This is a genomic window from Enterococcus sp. GPZ-007, assembly GCF_059374735.1.
Map to the genome: position 1 here is coordinate 1 of NZ_JCAFYN010000006.1, position 25,043 is coordinate 25,043.

The 25,043-nt window shown below is 40.6% G+C and carries 22 protein-coding genes, 1 pseudogene and 1 riboswitch; of the genes and pseudogenes, 5 read left to right on the top strand and 18 right to left on the bottom strand.

What is annotated here, in order from left to right:
- Positions 1–321: 321 nt before the first annotated feature.
- From AC4J95_RS05005 to AC4J95_RS05030, 6 genes and pseudogenes are all read right to left on the bottom strand, one after another.
- Positions 322–930 (bottom strand): Fic/DOC family protein, encoded by a 609-nt coding sequence (locus AC4J95_RS05005; protein ID WP_494548872.1) that lies wholly within the window; start codon positions 928–930, stop codon positions 322–324.
- Positions 923–1,138 (bottom strand): hypothetical protein, encoded by a 216-nt coding sequence (locus AC4J95_RS05010; RefSeq protein ID WP_104876116.1) that lies wholly within the window; start codon positions 1,136–1,138, stop codon positions 923–925. The genes AC4J95_RS05005 and AC4J95_RS05010 overlap by 8 nt, the downstream gene beginning before the upstream one ends.
- Positions 1,139–1,321: 183 nt before the next feature.
- A complete protein-coding gene (locus tag AC4J95_RS05015; protein ID WP_494548873.1) occupies positions 1,322–1,990 on the bottom strand; it encodes a restriction endonuclease in 669 nt (222 codons plus the stop codon).
- Positions 1,990–2,361 carry a hypothetical protein gene (locus tag AC4J95_RS05020; protein WP_494548874.1) on the bottom strand — a complete coding sequence of 124 codons (372 nt, stop codon included), beginning with the start codon at positions 2,359–2,361 and terminating at the stop codon, positions 1,990–1,992. The genes AC4J95_RS05015 and AC4J95_RS05020 overlap by 1 nt, the downstream gene beginning before the upstream one ends.
- Before the next feature lie 1,036 nt (positions 2,362–3,397).
- On the bottom strand, positions 3,398–4,231 hold the full coding sequence (locus AC4J95_RS05025) for an SLAC1 family transporter (RefSeq protein ID WP_494548875.1): 834 nt from the start codon (positions 4,229–4,231) through the stop codon (positions 3,398–3,400).
- A 23-nt stretch (positions 4,232–4,254) separates the two neighbouring features.
- Positions 4,255–4,404: pseudogene (locus tag AC4J95_RS05030) on the bottom strand (IS256 family transposase); the annotation flags it as partial.
- A gap of 382 nt (positions 4,405–4,786) precedes the next feature.
- Here AC4J95_RS05030 and AC4J95_RS05035 point away from each other — a divergent pair.
- Positions 4,787–5,674 carry a LysR family transcriptional regulator gene (locus AC4J95_RS05035; RefSeq protein ID WP_494548876.1) on the top strand — a complete coding sequence of 296 codons (888 nt, stop codon included), beginning with the start codon at positions 4,787–4,789 and terminating at the stop codon, positions 5,672–5,674.
- A gap of 114 nt (positions 5,675–5,788) precedes the next feature.
- Positions 5,789–5,920, bottom strand: a riboswitch (cobalamin riboswitch).
- 26 nt (positions 5,921–5,946) lie between these two features.
- On the opposite strand, the gene AC4J95_RS05040 is transcribed toward AC4J95_RS05035, so the two are convergent.
- From AC4J95_RS05040 to orr, 8 genes are read right to left on the bottom strand one after another with little or no spacing between them, the layout of a single operon-like run.
- On the bottom strand, positions 5,947–7,344 hold the full coding sequence (locus AC4J95_RS05040) for a GlmL-related ornithine degradation protein (protein WP_494548877.1): 1,398 nt from the start codon (positions 7,342–7,344) through the stop codon (positions 5,947–5,949).
- Positions 7,344–9,569 (bottom strand): D-ornithine 4,5-aminomutase subunit OraE, encoded by a 2,226-nt coding sequence (gene oraE, locus AC4J95_RS05045; protein WP_494548878.1) that lies wholly within the window; start codon positions 9,567–9,569, stop codon positions 7,344–7,346. Before oraE ends, AC4J95_RS05040 begins: the two co-directional genes overlap by 1 nt.
- 1 nt (position 9,570) lies before the next feature.
- Positions 9,571–9,930, bottom strand: a complete 360-nt coding sequence (locus AC4J95_RS05050; RefSeq protein ID WP_494548879.1) for an ornithine aminomutase subunit alpha — start codon at positions 9,928–9,930, stop codon at positions 9,571–9,573.
- Between the two features lie 12 nt (positions 9,931–9,942).
- The gene (ortB, locus tag AC4J95_RS05055; protein WP_494548880.1) at positions 9,943–11,343 is read right to left on the bottom strand and encodes a 2-amino-4-oxopentanoate thiolase subunit OrtB; all 1,401 of its coding nucleotides are present in this window, start codon (positions 11,341–11,343) and stop codon (positions 9,943–9,945) included.
- Positions 11,343–11,642 carry a 2-amino-4-oxopentanoate thiolase subunit OrtA gene (gene ortA / locus AC4J95_RS05060; protein WP_494548881.1) on the bottom strand — a complete coding sequence of 100 codons (300 nt, stop codon included), beginning with the start codon at positions 11,640–11,642 and terminating at the stop codon, positions 11,343–11,345. Before ortA ends, ortB begins: the two co-directional genes overlap by 1 nt.
- A 22-nt stretch (positions 11,643–11,664) precedes the next feature.
- Positions 11,665–12,720: a 2,4-diaminopentanoate dehydrogenase gene (gene ord, locus AC4J95_RS05065; RefSeq protein WP_494548882.1), complete on the bottom strand. Its 1,056-nt coding sequence runs from the start codon at positions 12,718–12,720 to the stop codon at positions 11,665–11,667.
- Positions 12,721–12,744: 24 nt separating this feature from the next.
- On the bottom strand, positions 12,745–14,166 hold the full coding sequence (locus AC4J95_RS05070; RefSeq protein ID WP_494548883.1) for an amino acid permease: 1,422 nt from the start codon (positions 14,164–14,166) through the stop codon (positions 12,745–12,747).
- A 14-nt stretch (positions 14,167–14,180) separates the two neighbouring features.
- Entirely contained in the window at positions 14,181–15,257 is a 1,077-nt protein-coding gene (gene orr, locus AC4J95_RS05075; protein WP_494548884.1) for an ornithine racemase Orr, read from the bottom strand.
- A gap of 247 nt (positions 15,258–15,504) precedes the next feature.
- Between orr and AC4J95_RS05080 the strand changes: the two genes are divergently transcribed.
- The 4 genes from AC4J95_RS05080 to AC4J95_RS05095 all read left to right on the top strand — a co-directional run bounded on the left by AC4J95_RS05080 (position 15,505) and on the right by AC4J95_RS05095 (position 18,195).
- Positions 15,505–16,074 carry a cob(I)yrinic acid a,c-diamide adenosyltransferase gene (locus AC4J95_RS05080; protein WP_494548885.1) on the top strand — a complete coding sequence of 190 codons (570 nt, stop codon included), beginning with the start codon at positions 15,505–15,507 and terminating at the stop codon, positions 16,072–16,074.
- A gap of 195 nt (positions 16,075–16,269) precedes the next feature.
- Positions 16,270–16,677, top strand: a complete 408-nt coding sequence (locus AC4J95_RS05085) for a DUF4430 domain-containing protein (protein ID WP_494548886.1) — start codon at positions 16,270–16,272, stop codon at positions 16,675–16,677.
- Positions 16,625–17,239, top strand: a complete 615-nt coding sequence (locus AC4J95_RS05090; protein ID WP_494548887.1) for an ECF transporter S component — start codon at positions 16,625–16,627, stop codon at positions 17,237–17,239. Before AC4J95_RS05085 ends, AC4J95_RS05090 begins: the two co-directional genes overlap by 53 nt.
- 80 nt (positions 17,240–17,319) lie before the next feature.
- On the top strand, positions 17,320–18,195 hold the full coding sequence (locus AC4J95_RS05095) for a PocR ligand-binding domain-containing protein (protein ID WP_494548888.1): 876 nt from the start codon (positions 17,320–17,322) through the stop codon (positions 18,193–18,195).
- Positions 18,196–18,463: 268 nt separating this feature from the next.
- Here the strand turns inward: AC4J95_RS05095 and AC4J95_RS05100 are convergent, their stop codons facing one another.
- The 4 genes from AC4J95_RS05100 to AC4J95_RS05115 form a co-directional block, all read right to left on the bottom strand.
- On the bottom strand, positions 18,464–18,550 hold the full coding sequence (locus AC4J95_RS05100; RefSeq protein ID WP_494548975.1) for a hypothetical protein: 87 nt from the start codon (positions 18,548–18,550) through the stop codon (positions 18,464–18,466).
- A gap of 129 nt (positions 18,551–18,679) precedes the next feature.
- Positions 18,680–20,272 (bottom strand): SpaH/EbpB family LPXTG-anchored major pilin, encoded by a 1,593-nt coding sequence (locus AC4J95_RS05105; protein WP_494548889.1) that lies wholly within the window; start codon positions 20,270–20,272, stop codon positions 18,680–18,682.
- On the bottom strand, positions 20,262–21,059 hold the full coding sequence (locus AC4J95_RS05110) for a pilin N-terminal domain-containing protein (RefSeq protein ID WP_494548890.1): 798 nt from the start codon (positions 21,057–21,059) through the stop codon (positions 20,262–20,264). The genes AC4J95_RS05105 and AC4J95_RS05110 overlap by 11 nt, the downstream gene beginning before the upstream one ends.
- Positions 21,059–24,931, bottom strand: coding sequence for a SpaA isopeptide-forming pilin-related protein (locus AC4J95_RS05115; protein WP_494548891.1), 3,873 nt, complete (start codon positions 24,929–24,931; stop codon positions 21,059–21,061). The genes AC4J95_RS05110 and AC4J95_RS05115 overlap by 1 nt, the downstream gene beginning before the upstream one ends.
- Positions 24,932–25,043: the final 112 nt, after the last annotated feature.

Sequence of the window (25,043 nt, forward strand, 5' to 3'; positions counted from 1 at the left end):
GTTGAACGAACTTTCACCAAACGAATTTAGAAAACAAGCGGCATAAAAAAGACACTCTCCAAAAATTGGAAAGTGTCTGAAATGTTGATATATAAGGATATATTAACGTTTTGAGAACCGTGAAGCTTTACGTGCTTTCTTAAGACCTGGTTCCGCACATAAAATAACATATATTCAAAAATTCGTTGTAATACCAATATTAATTAGCGATTTTATAAAAATACTAATTCAATGAATTTTAACCAATTTTAAAGTATTCGTACCTAAAAACGTACCTAGAAATCATTTGCAAACCAGAACATGACTACTTTTATAATAGAACTAAAAATCATTGATTGCATCTGTCATGATTTTTAAAAAATATTCTTTTTCAGGTGCTTCATCAACACAATATAAAACCAATGACTTTCTTACATAGCTGGCATGATCTCGTAAAAGTTTTGAGTTCAACGGAAATCCTTTAGCATTTGCAAATAGACCGGCAAAGCGCATAACTGTTCGGGTATTTCCCTCTCTAAACGGATGGATTAACCATAATTGAGTAATCAAGTCTGAAAACAACGGAATCATATCTTCCACACTAATATTGGACCATTCCACTTGGTTCAGATTATCAATAATCGTTTCAATTTGAAACTGAATTGATGAGATTTCACCGTATGTTAACGACACGCCGCCCAAAACAGCTTCTTCTTTATAGATATCTATCGTTCTAATCTGCCCTGCCCACTCGTATAGATCACCAAAAATGTATTTATGAACTTCAAGAAATGTTTCGTAGTTGAGCGGCTTATTTTCAAACCAAGCATCAATATCTAACAATTTTAAATACGTGATATCCGCTTCAGCTTTTTCAAGAAGATCCTTATCCGCTATACCTAGTTTATTTTGCAAGACATCAGTATCTGGAATCAAATAAGGATCAAGCATTTTTTAGACCCATTGCACGATATTTTTCAATAACCGTTTCTAAGGCATCCGCAATTTCCATATTACCTGCCACATACTCCTCCACTAATTTCATAGTATCATCAGAAGGTTCCGCAGCATCTAAAGTTGAATAGCTCAAAGCAACATTGCGGAGCTTCTCACGCTCGATTTTAGTCGTATTTTTTACCGAGTATTTGTAATCAGACATATCTCGTCAACTCCTTTTAGAATGCTTACTGATGTACATTATATCATGTTTTAAGTGTTTCTAAGTATAATCAAATTCAGCGTTTATTTTAATATTCTCATTTAGTATGAAGGATAGATGAGAAATTTAAAAAACAACAATTTCTAACTACCTTGAGAAAACACAAATAGTTCTACTTAAAAATCAATCCTGAAGTTTAAATTGACTTTCTAATGGGTGACTGGTCCAAAGTTTATCAAAACTGATGTCCAGATTTAAAGAATCAATTTTTGTTTTTATGATATCTAGTAACGTTTTCCCCTCTAAATCGACAAAATCATTTAATACTAAATCAATAATGATAATATTCTTTCTAAGAGAAACTTTTCTAATCAATCCTTTACCCGCGTCCCAATTGCCTCTTCCCGTAATACCTTTTTTGGTTATCAATAAACCTACACCAACTTTGGAGATATCTAATAAAGAAGCTAATTTGCCTATCCAAGTAACATCCACTTTCTTATTGTAGTTTTTGCACTCTACAATAATATTTCCAACTAAAAATCTATTAAATACAAACTCTATTAAACTTGTTCCATACAATGTTGGAATAAGCAAAAGATCAATTTCATTTGTTGAAGTACGTATATTCGTTTCTACTCTAAAAAGCTTGTGAACGCAAAAAATATCTTCAATAACTTTCTCAAATGCTTCCCCTTTGCTTTTCTCAGAGGGAAAAGTACCATCTATTAATTGGGTTATTGTATTATTAATTTGATCAGATTGCTCTTTAGAAAAACGTATTTCGTCTTTGAAGCGTTCTAGACTATCGGTTAATAAAGATATTACATTATCTATACTAATCTCGTCCATTAGACATTCACCCTATAAAAAACAAATATATTATCTTTATATTTTATCGATATATCGTGTCCATTTTCTTCATCGAAGATGGTCTCAGGAACATCAGATAGTTTTTTGAACTCGCCTGATAAAAAACGATCTCCAACCTTAATTTGAAAACGCGGATCAATGATATTGGAATCCAAAAGAGAGTTTATAATGAAAAATGTTTCCTTTTGATTGATATTAAAGAATTTTTGAATATAGGAAGCATATAACCTTTTATTATTATAGTCGTCTAGTTTAGACAAAAAAACATCCACTTGATCAGCATTCACAGAATCAAATTTAGCAATTTTGGATTTCGCAATACTTTTCGAGTAAGCATTTAGTGGCATCATACATCCCGCCCCTCCCTCTTGAATGGTGGTAATAGTTCAACAAGGTATATTCTTGATCTGACAGTACAAATTTAATTTGAATTCTCTTGCTCTTAATCCTATTATTCCAAGTAAATGTTATCCATGGTAAATGCGCTTCTTCTTCAGTTTCTACTATAAAATTCTCAAGTAGCAGTTTGATATCAGGGGATTGTGAAAATAGATCATCGTTATCCTCAATCAGTTGCTTCAACTCACCCAAAATTGGTAAAATTATCGTCTCTGAATCTGCAGAATCTAGAGTAGCTTGTGAACCCGACACTAATAACATTTTTTGCGCAGAAACTTGCGGAGTACTCTCAATTTCTTCTTTTTAAAATCTTCCAAAACTTGATATAAATCAATCGGTTCTAATGTTAGAAGTTTTGAATTTCGCAACCAATCGCACACTTCATTTATCCTATTAGTGAAAAAATTGGCATCATCATTTCTAAAATAAGTAGCAACATTATCCGCATCTACTAGCAGTTTCAACAGTACTTAATCGATCATCTTTTTTTATTAGTATACCAAAAAAGCCATTAACACGGACGAACTTTCTAATATTATTCAACAATTACACTCACCACATACACAACTTTCATATTCTCACTAATCCTATATATGACTGATTGATTATCCTTTACCACTTAATGAATCTCACCTACATTACTTGATTAATGAATAAAATAATCTTGCTAGTTGATTCGATTGAAGGAAGGTAAAGAAGAAACCGTCGATATTTTTGGAGATTACGTGAAAATGGAAAGAGTCTAGGACAATCTCTGGGTAAATGAAAAACCCCGCTATGTTCAGCAAGGTTGGTTTTTCATTATTTAGCTACTGATCTTTTGCTTGGTCAGTTATTATGAAATGCTTCTTAGCGGTTTCAGTGGACGAAACATCAAAACGATTGGTCACAATGCGCAAGAGTCCATGCGTTGGACCTTTTTATTGGTCCTAGATAAGTCATCCAAGAATAGTAAAAAGGACTTCCTTGTAGTTGGATAGCTGGAAGTTAAGGCTTCAGTGATTGGGAATTCTTTGCAACACTAATGAGGAGTTTCCTAAAAAGAAACTCAGTATATTTGATAACCGCGTACATAACTAATAAAAATGCGGTTACCTTAGATAACATCAAAAATGATTCAATCACACTCATCTCATAATCCTGTGCCTGAAAAATTCCATATACCGAATTTGTAGCAACGGCTGTTATTACAGTTGGAAACGTTAGGGAAGAAAAACTAGGAAAAAAACCATTCTTGACTATTTTCGGAATTTGGATAATGGAAAATAGCCATAATACTATGACGATTACCAATAAAACTAGACAAACAAAGAGATTAACTTGCTCTCCCCAGATTTTTACATATGCGTTTAACAGTACACTTGCTGGAGAAGCGAAAATGACGATTGTAGGAAACATAGCCCTTGGAATATGATTAATCACTATATAGCGGTAAAAAAGTATAGGCAATAACACGATAAAGCCCATTATGCCAATAAAAAAGACCATTTTAGCAAAAAAATCATTTTCCAGGTATGACGGAGCAATAAATGCATTCACTGCAAAGCCAACATAAACAATAAAATAGCTTGAAGAACAATCTTTTAAGACAAATGATTTTCTTATTAATATTGAAAAGTGAAGTAATAGTATGAAATGGATAGTTACAGCAGCTCCCCATAGAATGATGGAAAATAGAAATGAACGATTTATTGTATAAGTGGACAATACTGACAAAGCCATTGGAAATGTACACAAAATCCCAATAGAAGATTTTTCTTTTAGTTCTAACTTTATAGATGCACGATCAAATTTGAAATCAGCTAAATTTTGATGGGACACATAGTTGAATAAACCTACCGTTGTTACGGAAGGTAAATCGCATACTTTTCAATTCTAGAGGAGAAGGTCTCGTTGATCATTAATTGATTAAGCACCATAGCCCAGTTCTGGATTCGAACACCTGCCCACTTCGCATGTAATTCTTTCGTGCGTAAATAAAGTAGTTTTAGGAGTTGGTGTAAAAATGTTCACTTTATTTCGTTTCGCAGGTTCATTATGGCGTGGCTAATCAAATAGTTCTAGTTCTTCACTTATCAGATTGCGTCAAGAATTTGTTGGAATTCGTATGGAGAGGCAGCATGATTAAATGATTACACTTCTGCCGGAGAGAATCAGATACGAGGAGGTTCATTGTCAAGGGCAATCGGAGCCATAACACCACGATATTCACAACACCTGTTTTTTTATCGTCATTTATCCATGGGCTTAATACCGTTCGTTCCCTATACAATGGGCTTTGTTTCTATTATAATAGTAGTAATGTTAAAAATAGTTTTTAACGAAAATGCTTTTTGTGGAAATTATTTTTTGAATAAAAATAATTGGAGGGAGATTATGGAGTTTCGAACATTGCAAACGTTTCAAGTCGTTGCTGAGGAATTGAATTTTACGAAAGCTGCTATTAAATTGAATTACTCACAGCCAACCGTTACAAAGCATATACGCAGCTTAGAAGAACATCTAGGAACCATCTTATTAGAGAAACGTGGAGGAAAATATGTATTAACCTATGCAGGAGAACAGTTATATAAACGTGCAATCAATATTCTAAGAGAAGTGAATCTAATCGAGGGAATTCCTAGCGAACATGGAAAGAATCATTTAATTCATTTACAAGGTCACGACTACTACTGCTTCCGCTATTTTTTACCGGCAATTCGTCAAATAAGCAAAAAAAATCCGACGGTATCTTTTCAGTTGCATGGCTCTAGCAATGAAGAAACAATTAGTCGGCTGTTAAAAAATGAGATCGATATCGGAATTATTTCAGGCAATATCGCATCTTCTGATTTGAGTTATGAAACGATCGATTATGAAAGCGTTATCTTATGTGTCAACACAAAGTATTATCGTCCTAATTTCCATTTGGAGGACTATTTTGAACGTTATCCAATCGTTGTAGATCAATCTGAATATTATAACTACCACAACTCTTTTAAGCAATCCCTGAACACGCCACAAATCATTGACTCGACAAGTGATGAAGTGGTGCAAGAAGCCGTCTTGAACAATAGCATGCTGGGAATCGTTCGAGCCGGAAGAATTCGCCATTTGATTGAATCAAAACAAATTTCAATCATCAAAGAGCTTTCGACAAATGAACCTGTTAATGTGGTAATTAATAAAGCAAGCAGCAACCATGAAAGTATTCAAAATTTGTATTCACTTATCTGTCAGCAAAGTCAGGCCCACTCGAAGACCGCCAAAGTCCAATGGATCTGATCTCTTATTACATGTTTTAAAAAGATTGGGGAATCTTTTTAAACAACAAAAAAGCCGCTTTGTTATGAGACAAAGCGGCTACTTTCATGGTTTTATAGCCACTTTCTTACTCCCGAAAAAGTGATTGAGCACGCACGATGTTCCTGACTTGGATACTACGATCCTTACAGTTGCGGGTACAGCGTTGGATTTTCACCAACTTCCATCCTAGTCGTAACGACTATTACGCACTCAATTGTATTAAACTACCATTAGTTTAGCATAGAAGCTTCTTATTGAGAAGCAGCAGCACTAGAAATTAACTCCTCACTTAACAGCGGATAGCCTAATGAAGATTCTAGCAGCTTCAAGGCTTCATCGGGGTATTTACAGGCTAAGACTCCCAATGAGGACATAATGTAATCTTGATCAATCAAAACCTTCGGAATGCCTGTTGGCAATAGTTTGGTATCCGAATCTTCTTTACGGATATTCTTCAAAATGTCTGGACCATTCTTTAATCGTGTCAATGCGCCTCCGGTTCCAATGACATAGCGAATATTCGACAGATCCTTCCCTTGGGCTAGGGTATCTCTACCGGAAGGCCCATAAACATAGCGCAGAGCGCCAACATGCCGATCTACCGCCGTCTTCACGGCTACTTCGGTCAATCGTTCAACAAATGCTCTTTCTTCTTTATTCTTAGGAATCGAATGATACTCCTGCCGCAGCTTTTCCAGATGATGTCCTTCTTTGACAAGCTGCTCTTCACCAACAATCTCGATGACATGCTCCATATTGACAAACATACCCAGATCACCTTCAACCGTCCTCTTGGCTACTGGCTCAGGAGCAACTTGAATTTTTGAAATAGCATCGGTTCCCTCGGTGACAGAATACACATCCGTTGTTGCGCCACCCACGTCGACGACTAAGACATCACCGATTTTTTCATAGATTAGCTGGCTTAAATTCATTACCGCCGCGGGAGTTGGTGTAATGGTTTCATTTACCAGATCGTGAATATGCTCCATTCCAGGCGCGTGGATGATGTGCTTTTCAAAGGCATTTTGAATCACCCTGCGTGTCGGCTCGACATTCAGCTCGTCAATTTTTGGAAAAACATTTTCAACAATGTACAGCTCCTGTTGACTATTTTCAAAAATCAGCTTGATCTCTTCATTGTTTTCAACATTCCCCGCGTAAATCACGGGAATCGACAGACCTAAGTCAACGATTTTTTCTGCATTGTCTAATGCCGTTTCACGTTCGCCATAATCCACGCCGCCGGCAATCAAAATAATGTTTGGCGAAGCATCCGCAATTTTTTTCATATCTGTTCGCCGTAATTTTCCAGCTGTCACCATATGAACAATCGCTCCTGCTCCCAACGCCGCTTCTTTGGCCGCGCGTGCAGTCATATCAAAGACCAGCCCATGAACAGTCATTTTTAGCCCACCGGCCGCACTGGATGTGGCGAACATCTCGTCATAGGAGAGCTGATCCACCTCCAGCTGTTCCTGCAGATCCTTGATGCTGTTCTCTAGACCGATTCGAACATCACCCTCTAACACCGTTGTTGCAGCCTGTCCTTGTCCTAAAAAGACAGGCTGCGCTCCATGGATACCTTGAAAAGCATTAACCACGGTTGTCGTCGACCCGATCTCTGCTACTAAGATATCAATTTTCATTAGACTTCTTCTCTTTCCATTTCTTTCCTGCGCTCTACTAACGCTGTTGCGACATTTGCCCCGTTGCTTCCCCGTCCAAAGCCAGCGTCCATTCCATTTTCAACAGCGATCTCTGGAACAACTTGAGTTCCGCCAGCCATGATCATGAGTTTTTCACGAACACCTTTTTCAATCGCTAATTCGTGAATCCGTTTCATGTTGCGGTAATGAATATCATCATGACTGATAATCGTTGACGCTAGGATTGCATCGGCATTTAATTCAATCGCCGCATCTACCAATTTTTCGACTGGTACGCTCGTTCCTAAGTAATGGACTTCCATACCGTATTTTTCAATTCCGCCGTGTTTGATGTCGATGATTTCCCGCAATCCTACAGAGTGCTCATCTTCGCCTACTGTTCCTGCGACAATCACCATTTTTTTGCGTTTTACTTCTTCGCGAATTTCATCGTCCGATAATGTTTTTGGTTCTTCAGGAATGACTAGCGTGGCTTTATCAATCGTAAATGGTACCCGACCTTTTAGCTCGATTCGTGTTCCTTCGGCGGCCTGCATCACTTCCTTGTTGATCACTTCGCAATCCACCAGCCCCATCTTCTTCCCAATTTCTAGCGCCGCAAATTCTGCCACGCGTTTTGATTCTGGGAGCATCATTGTTAGCAGGATAATCCCATCGCCCTGCCATTCTGCTTCTGGCTTGATCAATCCCTTTTCTCTAAGCTCTTTGTTTTCTTCTAAACGAACATTGACGTTGTCATTTTCATCCAGTTCATCGATAAAAATAATTTTCTCCGGTTTTTCAAAAGTAGAGCCGCCAATTAGACTCGCAGGATCTTCTACCGCACCTTCATCGTATTGCGCAACATTATTATAGCCATAATGGGCAGTAACGGGCGCTAAATAATCTTCATCTCGTTCATAGACTGTATTTTCTCCAACACCGCCATTAATTTTGCGAGAAATGCCGTCCTCATTTCGCTCTGGATAATTTCCAGAATCTACGAAGAAGGCATCTTCAACTGCTTGGAAGTAGCCGCCAGCTTCAATGATTCCTTCAAAGAACAGGACCGCTCTTTCTTTGATTTCACGAGCGGTTTCTCGTAACGGGCCATCATCAAGCAGCTTCACCATATCACCAAAGCCATCTAACCCTTGGAAAACCTGTTTCGCGGTGTCCACGGCTTCGATATTGTAAATATGCCAAGGAACATTTCGACCCTCGTCTGGCGTAATAGTTGATTGGATATCGGCACTGGTTAATTTTGAGATCAATAGATTCAGTACATGGGTCACCGTCGCTTCACGGGTTGAGGCCTCCATGTATTTTGTATTCTGCTGTGCACGCATCCGATAGTCGCTGAAAAATTCCCGTAAAGCAACAGCATACGGCAGGTCTAGGTACATTGACGGTGCTGGTGGTGCCGTTGGCGGAACGGTGGACAAGCAGATGTCTGATTTTTCCATTCCGACTTTATGGGAGAAGATCGAATTAATCGCGTGCTGGACCATCAGCTCAGGCATAACCTTCCAGGCTTCGCGTGCCGTTGCATTCGCGTTGTGCGCCCCGTCAATTTGGGCGATTCCTGCCCAAGCCATCACCTTTTTCGATTCACAGGCATCGACAAATGAACGAATCATATTAATATTGCGATACAATACATTGTATTGCGGATCTTGGTGGGCGCCGTTAACTCCTTCTTCGGCGAACATTACCGCAACCTCTGGACCAGCGATTCCTGAAACGTAGCTATGATAATTAATTGGACGACCGACTTCGTCTTCAATCGCATCTAACGCTTTTCTTTGTGCTCGAACTTGTTTCCGCGTAATGGGAATACCACCGATTCCTTGCGGTGTGCCCTCAATCAGCCCTTCAAAATGAGACTGGCCCGCCGTACGAATCACCATCAGATGATCGGCGCCATGCCATGCGGCCATCCGCATTCTGCGAATATCATCTTCAAAACGACCTGAAGCGATTTCCGTTGTAATTGAAGAGGTTCCTTGAGGATCAATATTGTCAAAATATTTTGCGGACGGTAAGGGAACATATTTTTTTAAGGATTCTGCCATGTCATGGTATTCAAAGCTGTGCATCTTGTAGCGTGGAACTGGCGTACGCCATGACCAGCCGCGACGTCTTGGACGATAATTGGCTAAATCGTCTAAAATTTCGTGTATATCTAACTTTTTATTTTCATCAAGCTTCATCTCTTTTGACATCTTAGTTTGCCTCCTTGAAGATACGATCTACTTGTTCCCAAAGTTCGCCATCAGCTAGTTTTAATCCGGCAGCTCGGACGCTCATGTCATTTTCTTTGGCGATTCGATAAACGATGTGTCCGGCTCCTTTGCCCATCAGCTCATGAGACAGCACGCGTTTAACAATTTCTGTCGCTTCAATGGATGAGAAGCCCATTCGTAATAAGACAGAACGTTCAATTGACGGCGAGGTGTATTTTTTCCCCATGTCCAGCATCGGTTCAACGACCTCTTCTGCTAGTTGCCAAAAACGTGCCTTCAATTCCTCATCGCTTAAATCAGCTAAATGCTTTCTCGCATCCTCAAATTTTATCTTTTCCACTTCCGTCACCTCTTAGTTCAAATTTTTAATGAGTTGTTGGACCTGCTCAACAGTCCCGTTGATCTCTTCAGCTAAGTACTCCAGTTCACCCTCGGATAATGGCTTATCAGTCGTCTTTAAGACATTCTTCACCAGTGATTGCTTCAAGTAAGCCAAATCAATATCGTTCACTGAGATTTTTTCCGGTGAAGAAGGTAAGATGATCGATTTTCCTGGGATCTCCTCTGCTGGATTACCAAAACGAACATCAATCCCATTTTCTCGTGCAAAAGATAGCTGCGGCTGAACACTCTTGCCAGCGCCGGTATATTCCGTTTCTTGAACTAAAATGATTTGATCCTCCCGCATCTCTTGCGCCAAGACAAAGGCAGCGGCTAAGGACGTATTTCCTGCTGGACCCTTTTCTAATCCTTCCAAGTTGGCTAAAGCTTCGGTGATAAAGAACACTTCACCCTGACGAATTTTCACGTAACGATCCATGTAACGCAGTGGACGCGCGGCCGAGCGCGGAACATCTGACCGATCTGGTGAAGTCGTGAAAGGTACACCAAAGCCGGTATGTCCAGTCGTAAATGATTTCCGATTAAAATCTACATCTGATGCCATGTGCAGTCCCTGCAAATCGACACTAGCGCCAACAATTTTCGTCTCTGTATTTCCCGCTTTGCGCATTCCCCGAGCAGTACCAGTCAGGTTTCCACCGCCCGCATTTGTAGCCACAACGATATCCGGCTGTTGACCAAGCTGGTTGAACTGCTGGACGATTTCATAGCCTAAGGTCTCAACGCCCGCGATTCCAAAGGGGGTATATAAGGAAGCATTGAAGAAGCCGGTTTTTTCAATTAGTTTTAGGAATTGATAAAATAATTCCGGTCCAACTGTCAGCTGGACAACCTCCGCACCTAAAGCTTCACATTTACGAGCCTTTTCAACGATTTCTGGCTGTCCGACCCCCTTTGAATCAAAGCATTCCTGAACAACAATACACTTCAAGCCAAGTTTTGCGGCATGACACGCGACTGCCGCACCGTAGTTTCCGCTAGTTGCGGTCACCACACCTTCGTAGCCTAATTTCTTGGCATGATACACCGAGATGGCTGCGCGTCGATCCTTGAAGCTTCCTGAAGCATTGGCCGCTTCATCCTTTACAAAAATCCGCGCGCCGTTTCCTTTCGGCGCATATTTTCTGGCGAGCTGGGTTACATTCTTCAGCTCGACAATGGGTGTATTCCCCACACCTAACGAGCGTTGAATCTCAATCATTTCCTCCATCGAATAGGCAGCCTCTGACATCATTTTCTCGTAATCAAAGGCTACACCTTCTAGCTCAAATTCTTCATAGTTGATTTGCAATGAGGCCTCCATCAGCTCTCCGCGACGTGCCATGACGGCTTGATAACTGTCGTCTCTCACTAATCTGCACCTCCAAATAATTCTCTTCTCAGCATCTGATCAATCTCGACAATCTCCGGAACAAAATTTCCGAAGCTATGAGTAAATGTCGGATCAACCTGAACCAAGCGCCCCGTTTCTATCCGACCGGTGACGGTTTTGATCGTTACTTCTTCTCCGATGTCGCCATCCTCTTGTAAAAAACCCTTGACCCACATTTCAAGCGGGACTTTTTTGGTGCTATCTGGTACTTGCGGTGCCCGTTCATTCGTCTTTAGCACAACTGAATGAATCTGCACCCAACTTCCGCTTTTTATCATCTTTTCTACCCTTTCCTGTCTCTTAAACGATTTTTGCCTCTTCATGGATTTGATCTCTAAAATCTCCTAAAATCGCATGAGGAACCGGCAAGTCAATCATGCTGACTAAACCTGGACGCGCGTTAATTGTTTGGGGAATCATATTGACACACATAGCGATCGTTCCAACTCCGCCTTCAATTTCTGGTGAATTCACTAGATTTACCTGAGGATTTCCGTCAATAATGACATAATCTCCCGTTTGGACCCCTACCTGCTCTGGCTCGATCTGTTGCGGATGGTCCATGGCGATCAGCTCTTTGCCATCCTTGATTCCACTTGCCTTCATGGAAACACCGGCAACCGTGCCTGCTTTTGCTTCGCCGTGTGGAGCCACACGATCAACCTCTGTTACAATCGCATCCATGGATTGTTTAACGGTATCTAACTCGACTCCCAAAGCCTTCGCAATCATTAGCATCGATTCTGGGAAGCCGACGTGACCCGCCAAGGTGCCATCCTTCTTTCCTTGTTCAAATTCTTCTACAGAAATACCGATTCCTTGCTCCTCCATTACCGCTTTTCCAAATGGAGAGAGGGAGTTTACGCGACGAGAAGTGATATGTTTGATATCCTCGCAAGCACCCGTCATTACCAGTACCAATACATCCATAATCAATCCCGGATTAATGCCTGTTCCCAGAATGGACACGCCATTTTCTTTGGCTAATTTATCTAATTGCTCTGCTAACGCTGGATTTTGTGCCATTGGAAAGGCCATTTCTTCAGCGCTGGTGATGACATTGATCTTGTTTTCGACGATTTTTTTAATCTTATCGAAGGCCTTTACTGTAAAGGAATCCGTACATAATAGAACAATATCCGCTGCTTTTTCTGTAATCGCATCCTCTGCCGTACTAATTTTTATATTTTCATTGTTAGGAAAATCCTCTCCCAACACTTCAAAGATTGGTTTTCCGATCTTCTCACCGATATCAATCGCGCCGACAACATCGACACCCTTTTTCTTCATTAGCATTTTTGCCATGCCGCTTCCCATGGCACCCATTCCCCAAATAATGACTTTTACGTTTTTCAAGTTGAATCCTCCTAAGTAATTTTTTTATTCTACTGATTTATCTGGTGCTTTTCCTTTATCTTTTCTCTTCATCCCCGCCCATAAGGTACTTCCAACAAATAAGGCGATAAAGACTGGTGCGCCTGTTGTCAGCGCGCCACGCTGAGTCGGATCAAGAATCATCCCCGTTGCCACTAAAATACATAAAATGACTAATAAAATTGGGACAACTGGAAACAGTGGAATCTTAAATTTCAGATCCGCTACCGTATTCCCTTTCGCTAAAAAGGCTTTCCGATGCTTCAAGGCGCAGACTCCGGTAATCGAATAAACCACCAATTCTGCCGCTCCGATAAATGATGTTAAAAATAAATACACAACATCTGGCGAAATGAAGCTTGATGCCACCGCAAATACGGCGAAAATCATCGTTACGATCAATGCATTGATTGGCACTTTGCGTTTATTCACTGTTTTTACGAAACTAGGAGCCTGTTCAAAATGCCCCATTGACCATAGAGTACGAACGGCCGCGAAAACATGGGCGTTCGCTGAAGACAGTGCCGAGGTAACAACAACCAGGTTCACGATCATTTCTGCTGAAGAAATACCAAGTTTTCCAAACACATAGGCAAACGGGCTGCCCATCAAGTCCGCTTCACGCCAAGGTAAAACCGCAACCAGAACAAACAATGTCAAGGCGTAGCTGCCGATGATACTTAAAGAGCTGATTTTGATTGCTCGCGGCAGGTTCTTTTCGGGATTTTCACTTTCACCAGCAGCTGTCGCGAACATATCTGCGCCGCTATAAGCAAAAACCGCCGTCATCATCGACATCATAATGGGACGAAAGCCTGTCGGAAATAGTCCGCCGTCATTGGTGTAGTTCGCTAAGCCCACACCAGTTCCACCAACACCTAAAATCATCCCTAAACCAACCAGAACGAAAACAACGATTAAGATCACCTTGATACTGCTGAAAAAGAACGAAGAGGAGCCATACTCTTCATTGGATCGCGAATTTAAGAAAAATAGCAGCAGACCAAAACCGATGATCCAAACAATCGATGGCACCTGCGGAATAATATTTTTCATAATAATCGCTGAAGCCACAATCTGCGTTGGAACAGTGACTGCTAGCTGCAGCCATTTTACCCAGCCAACAGTAAAGCCCGCGCCGTAGCCTAGAAATTGCGTCGCATAGGCTTGAACGTTACCGGCAACAGGCATTTGCACCAGCATTTCTCCCATACTTAACATCATAAGAACCATGATTAATGCACCAAATGCATAGGCGACAAAGGTTCCACCGGGACCAGATTGCTGGACAACATATCCCGTTCCCAGAAACAATCCTGTTCCAATTGTTCCCCCTACACTCAGCATCGCAACGTGGTGAATCTTCATCCCTCGCTTCAGCGAAGCTGAATCTGTTGATTGGTTCTCCTGCTGTTCTTTGAGTGACATTCTTTTTCCCCCTCTTAATTAATGAACTCTTTTTTAATGTATTTGCTCGTAAATGTGCTTAACACCGATCCATAGGATACTGAGAACTCAATCTCATCTCCCACTTCATACTCTATTTCAGTATGTGTTAGATCTAACAGTAGGTGATCTGAGCTGGCCCCTAAGATTTCGATTTGCGAATCCTTTGGCGAAATATCCTCTAATGCAATATCCTGTTGACCAATCGCCACTATGCCCCGCAGCATCTTTCCCTTATCAACGTAGTGAGGCTTTTTACCAAAGGCATCCACGCCAATCTCGCCAATCGGATAGGAAGGCTTTTGCTTTACTTCGACCACCTCTGTCACCAAAGTAAAAGCATCTTGATGCATTGCTTGATAGTCGGCGCCATAGGCTGTTTCTCTTCCTAATACAAAGCTTTCACCAATTCTCAAATTATTGATCCCGCTAGGAAGCTGATTCTCTGGTGAATCCAGCAGATACAGTGAGCTAGAATTGCCGCCAGAAATCATCTCTAAAGACAAATCAAACCGTTCCTTGATTTCTTCCTGGATAGCGACCAAATTTCCAAGATTTTTCGAACTAGGTATGATGGCGCCATAGCAGGTCAAATTCACCGCTAGACCATAAATTTGAATGTTTTTCAGTTTCATGACTTCGCGAATACAGTCAAACAGCTCTTCCTTTTCGAAAAAACCTTCCCGCAAATCACCCAGATCTACCATTAAGACAATCTTGTGCAGTTTCTTTTGCTTTTGTGCCTCGCAATCAAGCAGCCGGATCGTTTTTAACTCCGAATTAAAACTAATATCCGCGTATTGGATCACTTCAGGAATTTCACTGATCATCGGTATCCGAATCAAAATCTTCTGCTTTTTTGAGTGGGAATAGCTCATTAAATTTTCAATGCGGGAATCTCCAAAATAAATAATGTCAGAAAATTCTTCATATAAAGCAATAATTTGTGAATGCGCATTGAATACTTTTGTTACAGCCGTTATCGTTAAGTCATGTTCTTTTAATTTCGCTACAATAAATGAAATGTTCTCTCTTAACTTTGTCCGATCAACAACGATTCTCGGATTTTTCATAGCATTCGTCCTTCCGTGTTATTATGAAGCGCTTTCAATAATATGATACTTTTTCTTTCCAAAGGGGAATTCACAAACTTGCATAGTTACTATTCGAAAATTGATTATTTTGAAGCTTTTTTTGAAATAACTAAAATGAAATAAAAATTGGCATACTAAACATTCGTATTTGGCATGTATTTTCTCTTTCTAATCTGTTACTTTATTTGTATACGTTTCCAATACTTTAGAGAAAGGTTTTGTTGCAATGAAAGTTTATACGCGTAGCGGTGACAAAGGAAAAACCAGTGCAATCGGGCGACCTCGTCTGATGAAAGACTCTCCCCGTATTGAAGCCTACGGAGAAGTCGACGAACTAAACTCACTCATTGGTTTAATCAATAGTCAAGAAGAAATAAAGCAAGAAGCCTTCAGCAAGCTAGCTACGGAACTGACTGAAATTCAACACTTATTGTTTGATGTCGGAACAGATCTAGCAAATATAGATGGGGAGCTTCCCCTGCGAATCACGGAAAAACCAACAAAATGGCTGGAGCTACAAATCGATTGGTACACCGATAAAACCCCAGCGATCGAAAAATTTATTTTGCCTGGCGGAAACGCCTTGGCCTCCTGGCTGCATTATGCTCGTGCCGTCTGTCGTAAAGTCGAGCGCCGCATCGTCACTCTGATGGAACAGGAAGAAATCAACACTCATGCTTATGTGTTTGTTAATCGTCTATCGGATTATTTGTTTGTGACAGCTCGTTATGCCAATACCTTGAAAAATAAAGAGGAAGTGTTTTATCGCAACAGTGATCGTGTTTTTAAAAACTAAATAGATTTCAATCAGCTATTAGGAAAAAGGTGAAATTCCTTTACAGCCCCTTTCTACTGTAAATGCTTTAGGCAAAGTCAGACACTAATCCTGATTGATAAGAACAAGCAATATCAGGGTCGTTTGTTTCAATCATTTTAGACACCCTTATATTTTGGGGTGTCTTTATTTTTTTACAAAAGGAGATAGATAACTATGAAGAAAAAAATTTGTTTTTTTGTATTAGCAGTAGGCCTTGTGCTATTTGGTGGCTGCACAACGAAAGAAGCTGATTCGACAGCTAGCTCAACGCCGAAGGAAACGATCTCCAGCAGTCAAGAAACAGAAATTAAGGCGTCCATTACGTTATTGGATGGAGAAAAGGAAATATCGAAAAAAGACGTAACTTTCAATAAGGGAGAAAAACTATTTGATGTACTCAAGAAAAATTATACTGTTGAAGATAATGATGGGATGATTACCTCTATCGACGGTCAAGCTCAAGATGATAAAAACAATAAATATTGGGTATTTACAATAAACGATGAGCAAGTAAATTCCGGGGCGAAGGATGTTGTGCTGCAGGAAGGTGATCGTGTGGTGTTCAAGCTTGAACAATTCTAATAGTAAAGCGGCTGTCTTCTTTTCACTTGGGGTAAGAGAGTTAAGCCTGCTGTCAATGATGATTGCTTTATGTGTGGTTAGCCGGACCTTCTTCCAATTTATCGTAAATGTCCAGCCAGTAACTGCTATCCTATTAATCATCACCATTTATTGGGGAAGCTATCAAGGGCTTTTAGTCAGTATTTTTTCCATTTTTATCACAAATTTCTACATGGGAATGGGTGTCTGGACAATTGCGCAAATTGTTACCTACAGTTTGATTATTTTTCTAACCGGTGGATTAAAAATGATCCCTATCTTTAAAAATAGTCTGTTGTTGCAGGCCATTTATGCCGGAATTTCAGGAATTCTCTTTGGCTTTTTTATTTCTGCAATACAGGCGCCGTTTTTCGGCATTTCGGCCTTTCTCCCCTATTACTTGGCGGGGCTTCCGACTGACGTTATGCATGGCTTTGGGAATATTGTCTTTTATCTTTTGCTGGCGCCTATTCTAAGGAGACTGTTGACTCATAAATTAGGCGAATGGCGAAGCTCACGCCAGAAGCAAAATCAAAAGAGTTGATCTTTCATAAAAAATCGAACAATTAAATGACTATTATTTTGAAAAGGCTAAATCGAAGACATTTATCCGGAGGTGGTACATTGAATATAAATGGCACTCTTGAATTTTTCAAAAAGCTTCAGGAATTTTCTATAGCAACTAGCTTGGATGTGATCGTTGTTGATAGAGACGGGAATATCGTTCCTGATCTCTCTAGCTTCTCCTATTTTTGCCAAATAGTTCGTTCAAAACCAGCACTTAAAGCTTTATGTCAAGATTGTCACGCCTTTGGAGGAACAGATGCAACCAAGCCTCGCTGTAATAATTATTGTCATATGGGACTCATAAATATTTCCGTGCCTATTATTCAAAACAATCAGTTGGTTGGCTCTGTATCAATTGGACAGGTGGAGCGATTTGATGGTAATGAAAATCAAATTCCCCACATATATCCAGTTAATCCTCCCAGCGAGCTTTCGCCAGAATTACAATTGGCAAAAAGAACCGTAAAAACGGCTTCCAAGCTTCAGCTTGAAGCGGCTGCATCGTTGCTTAAAACACTCATAGATCATCATTTTAACAACGAGATTCACGGGCAGATAGAATTTTGGTTGCCAACAGCTAAAACAGAGACGCATCAAGAAAGTCATTCAGAAAAAGAAGAAATTTGTAAGGCTATTTCCTATATAAATAAAAATTATGCAAGGGACTTAACGATTAAGGAAGTCGCAGATCACGTTTACCTAAGCCCGTTCCATTTTGGTCGTGTATTTAAAAATGAGATTCACGTGAACTTTAATACTTACTTGAATCAACAAAGGATTAAACAAGCAAAAAATCTCCTAACGCAGTCAGGTTTAAGCGTAAACGCCATCTCAAAAGAAATTGGCTTCTCACAGACAAGCTATTTCTGTAAAATATTTCGTTCGTTTGTGGGTACAACCCCCGCTAAATATCGAAAAAAAATAATCAGTTAGAACGAGTGTAAATGTTTAAATCTAAAACCCAAATTTCAGCAAAAACCAAAGGAACAGGAGCTATCAGCTTGATAGAAACCTGTTCCTTCATTTTTTTATTATTAGACTTTAGGATTCTTCAATAGTACTCCGTGAACTTCTTACTAAATCTAGTTCATTTCACTAATTAGTTGGGGGAGTCCGATATTTTTGGAAATTACGTGAAAATGGAAAGAGTCTGGGACAATCTCTGGGTAAATGAAAAACCCTACTATGTTCAGCAAGGTTACTATGTGACGTTTACTTTTGTAATCTCAGTGTCTAAAAAAGAGAATAAAAAATCTATCCTCCAAGCGCGTCTTAGTAAGCGCCTTATAGTTTAGCATGGTTTAATACAACCTCCCCAAAAAAAAGAGCAAAATAATTCATATTGGTTCTTTCTCAAGTTTATAACCCAAACTTGAGAAAGAACCCTCAGATTGCCGTTTGCTCTTTTTGTATTTAATTAGATTTCAAAGCGTACGCGACGGTAGCGAACGATCGCTGCTCCCATCAAACCAAGACCAATGACGATAAAGGCAATGATACCCATTCCACCAGTTGATGGTAATGTGCCACCTTTAGATTTGTTCATAATTTGTAATGTTTGCGCATTGTCGTAAGAACCTTTTGTTACGGTGAAATCAACATCATCAGTTAATTTTGAGAAGCCGTTTGGTGCTTTGGTTTCTCGTAATTTGTAGTTACCGTATTCTAAACCAGTTACTTCAAAATTACCATTTGCATCAGAGATAAATTTAGTCGCATTTGTGTAGTCTTCATTTGGTCCAACTGGAGTCCAAGTTTTCGTGTTCGCAGTTTCAGTTAGATATTGTTCTACTCCGTTCACTACTCTGATAACTACGAATTCAGCTCCAGCTAATCCGCTTGTTTCGCCATCTTCGTGTTTGAAGAATTTCTTACCACCGGTAATGATTGGATCAATTGGTGGGTTTGTTTTTTTGTCGTCTTGTCCACCATCATGATTCATCGTAACAGAGAACTCATTGTTGATATCCAAGTCTACTGGTGTTTCATCTGTAAACGAAACTGTGTAGAAGATTTCGATTGTTTGACCAGCATATTGACTCAAGTATTGTGCGGTTGCGGGACCACCTGCACCAGTTAAGTTCATAGCAATGTTGAATCCAGCGTAACCAGAGAAATCTGTGCCGGCATTCGTGAATGTCGATGTTGCATATGGTTGACCGGTGAAAGTGCCCACATCGATTGGTGTACCATTCATTAGAATACGATCGATTCCTTCAAATTTAACGCCTGTTTGGTCAACCGCATCGTTAAATTCTAATTTGCTGTAACGAGGAACGCCATTATCAAGTTCACCGATTTGGCTTGGCATAACAAATGACGCACGGTAGTGAATTTGTTGTCCAACTTCAAAGTCGTACGCTCCTGCTGGACGTGGTGGCAATGGATTGCCATCTTCATCCACTAATTCTTTCTCAGGATCTTCGCCTTCTACTTTGTTCTTAGGATACAAATGAATGGTTTGTAAATCTTGGCCATTGCTGCCTTTTAATGGAAGCATCAAGATTAATTTGTATGAGCCAATCTCTACATCTGGTGAAGCATGTTCTTCAAAGTAGTATACTTTGTATGTGCCGTCAGCGTTTTTCGTTGGCAAGTTCGCAAAGTTTGCTTCACCATTTGCATCAGTGGTTTGATCGCCGGGTACTTGAGTAGCTGTTGTTTTATTTAAAACAAATGCATCCATCACAGCTTTGGCTTTTGTATTGTATTCAGCATCTGTTTCATTACCTGTCAATGTAGCATTTAATGCCGCGTAAAAATCTGTGGAAATATCCCAAGCAGTAAAGGTGATTCCAGGTAATCCTTCATAGCGATCGAAGCCTGGCATTAGCTCCCCAGTATTTTCGATACTGCTATTTGGAAACTCATCCATTTTTTTCTTGTGCAATGTCACGTTCACTGAATCTGCGGCATAAGCACGTTCTCCTCCGCCTAGCACCCCTGCTAGTAACGGAATCATGCACAGCAATGTCGTTAACAATGCTACCCATTTCTTCTTATTTTTCATAATTTTTTTCCCCCTTGTTTTTGTGCAATCCAACTAAACCAACAATCATCAGCAACAACCCTAGAAAACAATAATTACGTATCAACTCATTTGTAGAAGGAAGCTCCTTTGGATAACTTTTCGGTCCCTCCCCTCCGTTACTTGGCGTTCCAATTGTCTTCGGTAAGTCTTTCCTTGGTCCTGAGCTATCTGTTATCGGCGGTTCTGTCGATTTAGTTGTCGTAGTTGTTGTCGTATCTGTTGTATCCGTCGTTGATGACGTTGTATCTGTCGGCGGCGGTGGCTTCGGGATCTCATCGTATTTGCAATGAAATAGTAAACTGGTATATTCCCTTGTCGAATCCGCTGCAAACAGTTGTGGCAAATAGACGACGATCGGCAACATATAATGATTCGCCTTTTCCCCCGAAGAGAGAATCAAATAGGCGGCATCGCGTCCATCTTGATAACGAGGCAGAGTAAAGGAAGTCTTGCCCGTGTCATCCAATAAAATTGGCGCTTGGTTCACTTTCGTCAAGTTTTCATCTTGAACAAATTTCGCCGAATTTTCTTTGCTACCATACGTGTTCAAGATAAATTCTTTGTCATCCTTCTCGTTACCTGACCGTTTTTCTCGCCATTTTGTCAAATCATAGACGTCCAATGTGAGCGAGTCGGTCCCTTCCACAATTTTTCCTTCCGGTCGTGTATCAATCTGCACTTCTACTAGACTTTCCTCTGCAAAAGCAGTAACCCCCATGTTACAAATTCCCAGAATAAGTCCCAAGAGAAGAATCACTTTTTTCATTACGATCCCCTCCTCTTAGTGTGAAGCCAGTAGAGGCTGCCTAACAGTCCTCCAGCTGTAGAGATAACACCAATAGCTACTTTGAAGAACATCGCCGTTCCCGATCCGCCTGTACTAGGCATCGGCCCAGCTCCGCGCTTCTTATTTGTGACAGTTAATTGAATAAGGTTCGGATTCCCCAGACTCCATGAACTGCTGACGCTTGAATTCGACTGAATGGTGACTTGTCCATCTTGTAAGATCGTGATTCTTAGTGTCCCGCTCATTCCTTGATACCCGTTTGGAACGACCGTTTCAGATAGGCTGTATTCCCCAGGACGTAAGCCGGTGAACTCGAAGTTTGGTCCCCCAGCCCTCGTTTGATCATAGCTGGTACCGACTAATCTGAAGCTCGCTCCCCGAAGTTCATTGCCGGCTTGATCGACTTTCTTGATCTTCAGAACGAAATCCCTCAGCTTATTGGTGACTTTGTATGGCGAAGATTTGCCGTTCAGTGTGATGTTCAAACCATTTCCAGCCGAGTTCTCCACTGCTCGAAGCTCAATGTTTGCCATCTTTTCATAACCCTCTGGCACATAGGGCTCTTCAATGATGAAGTCTCCCAGCGGAATATTATCGATCGTCACTTGACCATTCGCATCGGGCTCTAGATCTGTAGCTAGTACCTTGCCATCTGATTTACGTGTCACGGTGAATTTCGGTTTGTCTTTACTAAATGGTGTCTTGCCATCCTCTTTGTATTTGCAGATCACTGCTGTCCCGGTTAATAATTTGTTGGTCAGCTTGATCCCTTCATTTGGCTTCGTTGCAGCGGTGAAGCTTGTAGTGTAATTGTACGTCGGCTTGGCATATCCTGTTGTTCGTGATTCCTCAACGACACGATAAACCGTGTTCCCACCTTCGACATTTTGGAATACCCCTTTCCAACTATCGATCGGTGTCAATGTTAAGGTCTCGACATCCTCCCAAGTACTTCCTACTCTCTTCTGCAACGTCACGCGCACATAGCTTGTTCGAAGTCCCCAGTAATTTTCGGTTCCTTTATAGCTGTCTGACCAGATCTTCTCGACTGGAATCTCAAGATCCTTAGTCAATTTATTGGTCACTTCAAGTAATGAAGTTTTTCCATTTACTGTGATAGTGAGCTCTGTTCCCGCCGCATTTTCGACGGCTTTCAGCTCGACATCAGCCATCTTATCGTAACCTTGAGGCACATATGTCTCTTCTACGACAAATTCGCCTAACGGAATATCCGTGATCAATACTTGACCTCTTGCATTCGGCTCCAGGTCGCTGATCAATACTTTACCATCCGACTTACGCCTTACAGTAAATCTCGGTTTATCACTGGTAAATGGTGTCTTGCCATCTTCTTTGTACTTACAAAAAACTGTCGCACCCGTCAGCAGTTTATTTGTGATTTGAACTCCTTTGCTCGGTACTGTTTTCGCGGTAAACTCATCCACATTCGACGTTGGTTTCCCATACCCCGTCGTTCGCGAAGGCTCAACGACCCTATAAACGTTGTTCCCGCCATCCGCTGTGAATGTATCTTTCCAATTGTTTGCCGCATTCAATGTCTTCGTTTCAACATCTACCCATGAATTGCCACTTTTTCTTTGTAATACTACTTTGACACTGTTTGCCCGGAGTCCCCAATAGTTCTCTGTGCTCTTAAACGAATCGGACCATTTCTTCTCGACTGGAATCTCGAATTTATTCGATTTCCCTCGCGCTGACGGTACGCCAAAGTCTAACTTATCTGCCGTGCGTTCAGGTGTCGGTGTCAATGTCGTTCTTCCATTTGTCGGATACCATGTATCCCCTTTGTAGTCTTTATGGTCCGTTTTCAATCGAAGCGTGTAATCCAATTGAATCTCTTGACTACCATATAGATTGATATTCTCGACGGTAATCTTACCGTTTGAGACAACAGGATTTTTAGGCAATTTATCTGTTTCTATCGCAGGTACGCCATTCTTCTTGATCTCTTTTACCTTAGGAGTTCCTACTAATTCGTACATATCGCCGATTGGATCTTCGATAATTCCTTTATCTACCGTTTGGATTACCGAGGTAAACCAATCTTCAAAGGACAGATCAAAGTCCCCGGTCGTACTGGCATGATAAAATTGATAATCACTCTGTGTTTCTCCTGTGGCATTAGCTTTTTTGGAAGCCATTCGATACAATCCTGTAACCAATTCATCTCTTGAATGCTGTTCGACTGTAAAGTTTTTTTGGATATTAATGGCAATGGAATTAATTTCCATCCCTTGATCTTTGATATCCGCAGCTGTCGAATTGGCAGGGGTCAAATGACTATATATCCGTTGCCCTGTTATTCCTAACCTGATACCTGAAGGTTTGTACACTGTAAAATATCTATCACCCGCAGGCTCTCTTAACGGAAGACCCCAATAGCGTCCATCATAACGATATTGACCATCTAAAATATCTGCTGGATTAGGATGGTTTGAATCAATTCGCAGCCCATCGTAATAGATACTTGAATCCGAATGACCTGATAACGGTACTTCACTCATATTCGGCGCGCCATCAGTCAAAAGGAAAATGACTTTTCGCCGATTGGTCCCACTAGCATTATTCAACATTGTTTGTGCATCCATTAATGCTTTTTGTGTAAACGTGTTCCCGTTTGAGGTAATGCTCTTATACCTGTCAACGACGTTTTGCCAGCCTGTCGAGTTGGCAGACATAGGAACAATTTGGTTTCCTGAATAATCAGGTGAAGAGTAAATTACTCCTCCAATTCGAAGACTGTCAGTATCCGGATTAGCCGCTTTGAACTTATCAATCAATTTTTGTAACGAGTTGACTGCTAATGTTTTTCTCGTCATCCCGCCAATATTTCCTTGTGATTGAATCATTGAAGCGGAATTATCCAACACAAAACAAACATCTACCCCAGGTTTTGGAATTGTTCTGCCTCGGACATTTAGACGAACATCAAATTCATCTTCTTTAGTTGTCTCACTCGCGTACTTCCGTAATTCAATGTTAGGTTTTGTTTTATTCTCACCATATTTGATATACGACTTCGTGTAATCATCATTTGCAACATCCCAGCTTGTTTCACCATCCCAGCCTGGCTCTTCCTCATAGCCACCTTGATGATTTCGAACATTCGACTGCCCTGTTGGTGTCCAATAGCAGGTAGGATACGTTCCATTATTATTTGTATAGATTGGCGTCTTATTGGTGTATTTCGGTGGATCTATCCTAAGTAGCCCATTGGCAGGTACTGCAGTTGCTGGTACCGGTACTATTTCTTCTGGCTCTGGCGGTCCAATAAAATTTTCTGAACTTGATTTGACCGCGGCTTTACTATCAGAAGTTTTCGTTTCTTCTTTTTCTTCTTTTTTTGTATCCTTCACTTTAAGAACAAAAGATTCTTTGACATCTAAAATATTTTCTTTCACTTTAGCGTCCTCTTTATCGGAAAGCGTCTGCTCATCCATCTGTACATCTAGGTTGAGCTTTTTGGTTGTTTTTGGCAGTTCAAAAACAAGTTGTCCTTCCATAGAAGATGAATAATTCGTTTCGATGAGCCATCCATCTTTCTCATTCATGTTCTTTATTGTCGGATAAGTTATCACATTTCCTTTCTCATTTGTTACTTTCAGTTTGAGACGGTGTTCTTTATCACTTTCTTCGCTTTGCCTGCTGAAGGTGATCCGCCAGTGATTCGAATCTTCTTGCTCCTCGTAATCGTAGGAGACCTTTAAGAACTTTTCATCGATCAGTTCTGTTTTTGTCGTCTCAGCATGCGCCGTTACCAGTGAAGGTATCGTCTCTGTAATAAAAGCAAAAAGCAGAACAACTAACATGAGTAAGTGCTTCTTTTTCATTTCATGTTTTCCTCCTTTCATCCAATTTTTCACCCACTCTCCCTTCCACGTAACAATATGATAGCTTATAATATTTTTCTCCGCTTAATGTGTTTTTTTATAATATCTAGTT